Source organism: Shewanella sp. 10N.286.52.B9, from assembly GCF_002873635.1.
In the GTDB taxonomy this organism is placed as follows: domain Bacteria; phylum Pseudomonadota; class Gammaproteobacteria; order Enterobacterales; family Shewanellaceae; genus Shewanella.
This window is the reverse complement of the sequence record NZ_MCTY01000098.1, coordinates 1-4396: the sequence shown is the minus strand read 5'-3', so window position 1 is coordinate 4396 and position 4396 is coordinate 1. Positions and strand designations below refer to the sequence as shown.

The following is a 4396-nucleotide window of genomic DNA, read 5'->3' as shown; positions in this document are numbered from 1 at the left end:
TTAATAGATAATAAAAACAGAGACTTACTGAGCGGTTTGAGTTACTTTTTATTGTCACATTATTAACAATTATTTTACCTAGGTGTCTTGTGGTGTGTTTTTTGGAGTTGAAAAAGTCTGTTTTTTGAGTTGAATAAGTGACGTTTTATCATTAATAATTGAATTATCAATATAGTCATCATTCAATTAGACAATTGTTACTAGCCTAAGCAGATTTGAGGTTGGAATGAAAATTAAACGCAAGATACACAACAAACCGATTTATTAAAATAGCCTAAAAATACTGCTTAATAACAGTATTTTAGAATAAACTGGTTCGCTATTATTTCGATTTAAGCCGCTACCACAGCACGTGTTTTCCACTGCACGCCAATCAGACCTAAAATCACTAATACGCCCACAAAGCCAGTACTTAACGGGTTAAACAATACCCAAGGTACCACGGCTATTGCCAGCACTCGCTCAATCGGTTTAAGCGGTCGTAATAGATAACCTTCTATCGAAATGGCTATCACGACAATAAAGGTCGCGGTTTGCACTATGGCAAACGTAAACGCCATTAAACCGGCATCAGGGTTAAGTAAATCAGTGTAAGCCATCATGATGGGGATAATAAATAAGCCTTATCTTAACCAACAACCTATATATCACATGCTAATTTATGATCAATTCAGGTTTAGGTGATCAAGCTAAACCTCTCAGTTAATACTCAAAAAAACGAGTATTGCTGACACTTATCATTAGTTCACTTTAATGCGCTCTACATCTGCAGCAGGCTCATGGATGACAAAATCAAGCTGCACTTGTGCATTTTTAACGCCATTTTCTGATTCGTTATAAACCCATTGTGATAAGGCATCTTTAGCTGATTGGTCAAATACACCTGTAGGAGATGACTTAATCACTGCAACATTCGACACTTTACCGGATTGACTAATATCAAACTCCAGTTGCACATAGCCATTGAGCCCTGCAGTTGCCGCTTTAGCAGGATAAATAGGGTCTATACGCATTGTAGGGACAACATGTGTCTCCGCTTGCTTAGCTTGTGAACCGGCATGAACTTGCTGGTTTATTATTAATCCACTGATACCTAATGCTAGGGTGATCCCCATGATGACGAGTGTGTTTTTTCCGTGCTGTTTTTTCATCTGTATAATCCTTTCTTTTAAGATGGTTTTATCTCCATAGTGAGTGTGTAACATGCTCAAAGGAACATGTTGCGAGTAGGCCAATAGCGCATGGCTATAGGCAATTTTATTATTTTTATCCATTTCTGATGTTACTTGAGCATCACACGACAACTCTTGGTCATGTCTAAAACGCCTGTAAGCAAACCACATCAACGGATTAAACCAGAACATCAATAGCACGCTACAACCAATGACATTGCACCATAAGTCTTTACGCTGATGATGGAACGCTTCATGAGCGATGATTGCTTGCTGTTGATTAATATCTAATGATTTGAAATTTAACGGCACCAGAATACAAGGTGACAATAACCCCACCAGCATTGGAGACTGAACGGATTCATGAGCCAATATATCAACCCCCTTATTGGTTTCAGCGACTTTAACCGCTGAGGCCACAATGGGATTAAATTGAGTCTGTTGGTACACCATACTCAATAATAACAAGCTCATAATCGCGATGTATAAGTAGTCGAGATACAGTGAGCTAATGAGCATAGAAGATAGCTTGATAGTATCAGTGGCAAGCACTTGATAATGCTGCATGACTGCAGCAGGCTCAGGCAATGACAACCATGAAAGCTTTAGGTGCATAAAGCCCTCAGGAAACCACAGCTGACCTACTGAAATTAGCAATAGTATCGGCACTGAACTCCATAACACATAAGTATAATGGGCACCGATTTTTGCCAAAATAACCCGATGAAACACCATCATCGGTAAACAAAATAGCGTTAATATTACGGTTTGTTCCATAAACCAATTCAGCATCATTTTTGCTCCTGCTGCCAATCATCAAGTAATGACTTTAATTCAGCAACATCTTCAGCTGATAACTTATTGTTCTTTGCAAAACCCGCCACTAAAGGGGTTAACTTGCCAGAGAACATACGTTCAACAAATGATTCGGACTCTTTAGCTGTGTAGTCATGCTCAACAATCAATGGTGAATAATGGTAAACCCGACCTTGCTTCTCAAAACTAATCGCCTGCTTTTTTACTAAGCGGTTAATTAAGGTTTTAACGGTTTTTTCATGCATGTCATGACTTAATGCCAGAGCATCAACCACTTCAGTTGATGTTAAAGGTGCCCGTTGCCAAAGTTGTTTAAGGACTAATAGTTCGCTATTGCTGATGTCTTTCATCGTTTACTTCCAATGCTATTTGTTTTCGATGCTATTTTTTCAATACTGTTTTTTCAATGCAGTGTTGGATAAAAGATGTTTGAAATACTGCTTCTTTCAATAAAGTTTGCTTCAAACATTAGGATTACGGTTGTAATCTCCAATTAAGATTACAATCGTAATCCTAATTAAGCAACACCTTATTTGCAGTTTTTTTGAACAGCTATATTCGTGAATGGAGACTATGGCCAACATGCCAGTAAGTGAAAATGCAGCTTAAGCGACAATAAAGTGATGTAAATCAAAACAAAAATGCCAGTCGATTTACATCGACTGGCATTGGTTTTAATGGCTATCTGTACTGTGATTGAATTTAAATAAACAGTATGGAAAGTCTATTTCATTTCAATCAACTAGCGAGCTTACTTAAGCTCTGCTGGCCATTCTTTTTTAACGCGCTTATCTAAGAATATTTCTTTAGACGCTTGCATTGCTTCTAAGTCAAGACCCACTAAAGGTTGTACCTTCGCTTTAGTGTCGTACTTAGTCGCATCATACTTGTAGCTAGGTGCGTACTTGGCTAGTAATGCATTAGCTTCAGTCAATGCTGCATCTAAAATGCTATTAGATTTTTCAAGCAAACGTACTGCTTCAGTCGGGTTATGCGCATGAATACCGTGAGATGCTGTTGCACTATCCCAGAACCATTGCGCATTTCTGACTTTAGTCAGTAAGCTATTCATTTCACCGGCTAATGGTGTTTTCGCTTTAAGTGCAGCTTCATAGTTGCCTTTTGCTTGTGGAATAGTTTGACCAGCTTCTAGGCCTTTAATGCCATTAGCAGCCCAAATAGCTTGTGCTTTAAAGTGTACTTCAGTTAACCGTGGGTCGGTGCCATTAGCATCGAAACGTAACTTAGTGATCTCAGCTTTACGCTCATCAAGGATCTCTTTAAAGTCACCGGCTTCATGACAAGATTGACAGTCTGCTGGCAATTTATCAGCTTCAAAAGTCACTTTATGGTTAGAGAATTCAGCGCCTTTAGCGTTAGTCGCTTTCGGCATATGACAAGTGGTACAACCAAACTCTAAATGGTCATCCATTGCATGTTCTGTTCTATCTAACATGTTTTCAAATTCTGGATGCTGCGCTTTAATCATTGGCGCACCAGATACTGCGTTGGTCCAATCTTTAAAGCCGCGTTGGTCAAAATACGCAAGTTGTGCTTCAGCAGCAAAACCTACATATAAACCGTCAGTACCTGTGTAATTAACAAACTTTTTGTAATCAGTTTCAACGCCTGGTACCCAGTAATCCATTGGGTATTTCACTTTTTTGCTATCAGTGCCATCAAAATAGTATTCAACATGACACTGAGCACATGTTTGGCTAGCTTGCATGATTGAATCTTGCTTAGCGAAATCTTTACCAATTGTTTTCATCGCACGATCGGCATACGGACGGCTCAATCTAAGCTCTTCTTTACCTAACTCATGACAATCAGCACAGCCGATTGTGTTAGACATTTCATGACCCCAAGTTGACCAAGCATTGTCAGAGAATTTACCTTCACCTACTTCGTCATACATGCGAGCAACATCAGGGGTTTTACATGACCAACAACTAGCAGCCATTGCTTCACCAACCACTTTGCCGTCATGACCAACAACAGGGTGGCCTACACGTAATGTTTCGATAATATCGGTCAAAGCATAGTGATGACCACGAGCACGGTTATAGTCTTTAGCAAAACCATAGCCAGCCCAAGCTGAAACTAGGTTTGGGTTAGCCGCTAAAAGATCGTCAAGTTCACCAGACGCTGGTGTGCTTTGCTCAGTTTCAGCCCAAGTTTTATATTGCTCAGGGAAGGTTTGCTGCCAGTTTTCACTCTTGTATAGATCAACATCTTTAGCAACTGCAGTACCTGTAAAAACTGCAGATACCATCACCGCTAGCGCTAGCTTTTGTAATTTCATCATCACTCCAAATGGAACTTTATTTATATTTATTAGCATTCATCAATTGCTATAACTTTAATACTTACTTATTAAAGTTTAATAAGTAATATCACAGGAAATA

General features: G+C 39.1%; 4 protein-coding genes. All 4 read right to left on the bottom strand.

The annotated features are described in order from the left end of the window. Positions 1-332: 332 nt before the first annotated feature. Positions 333-602, bottom strand: coding sequence for a hypothetical protein (locus BCU91_RS06720; protein WP_102436567.1), 270 nt, complete (start codon positions 600-602; stop codon positions 333-335). A gap of 138 nt (positions 603-740) precedes the next feature. Next, on the bottom strand, positions 741-1967 hold the full coding sequence (locus tag BCU91_RS06715; RefSeq protein ID WP_241903462.1) for a M56 family metallopeptidase: 1227 nt from the start codon (positions 1965-1967) through the stop codon (positions 741-743). After that, positions 1964-2338, bottom strand: coding sequence for a BlaI/MecI/CopY family transcriptional regulator (locus BCU91_RS06710; RefSeq protein WP_102436565.1), 375 nt, complete (start codon positions 2336-2338; stop codon positions 1964-1966). The genes BCU91_RS06715 and BCU91_RS06710 overlap by 4 nt, the downstream gene beginning before the upstream one ends. Before the next feature lie 401 nt (positions 2339-2739). After that, positions 2740-4296, bottom strand: a complete 1557-nt coding sequence (locus BCU91_RS06705; protein WP_241903461.1) for an ammonia-forming cytochrome c nitrite reductase subunit c552 — start codon at positions 4294-4296, stop codon at positions 2740-2742. Positions 4297-4396: the final 100 nt, after the last annotated feature.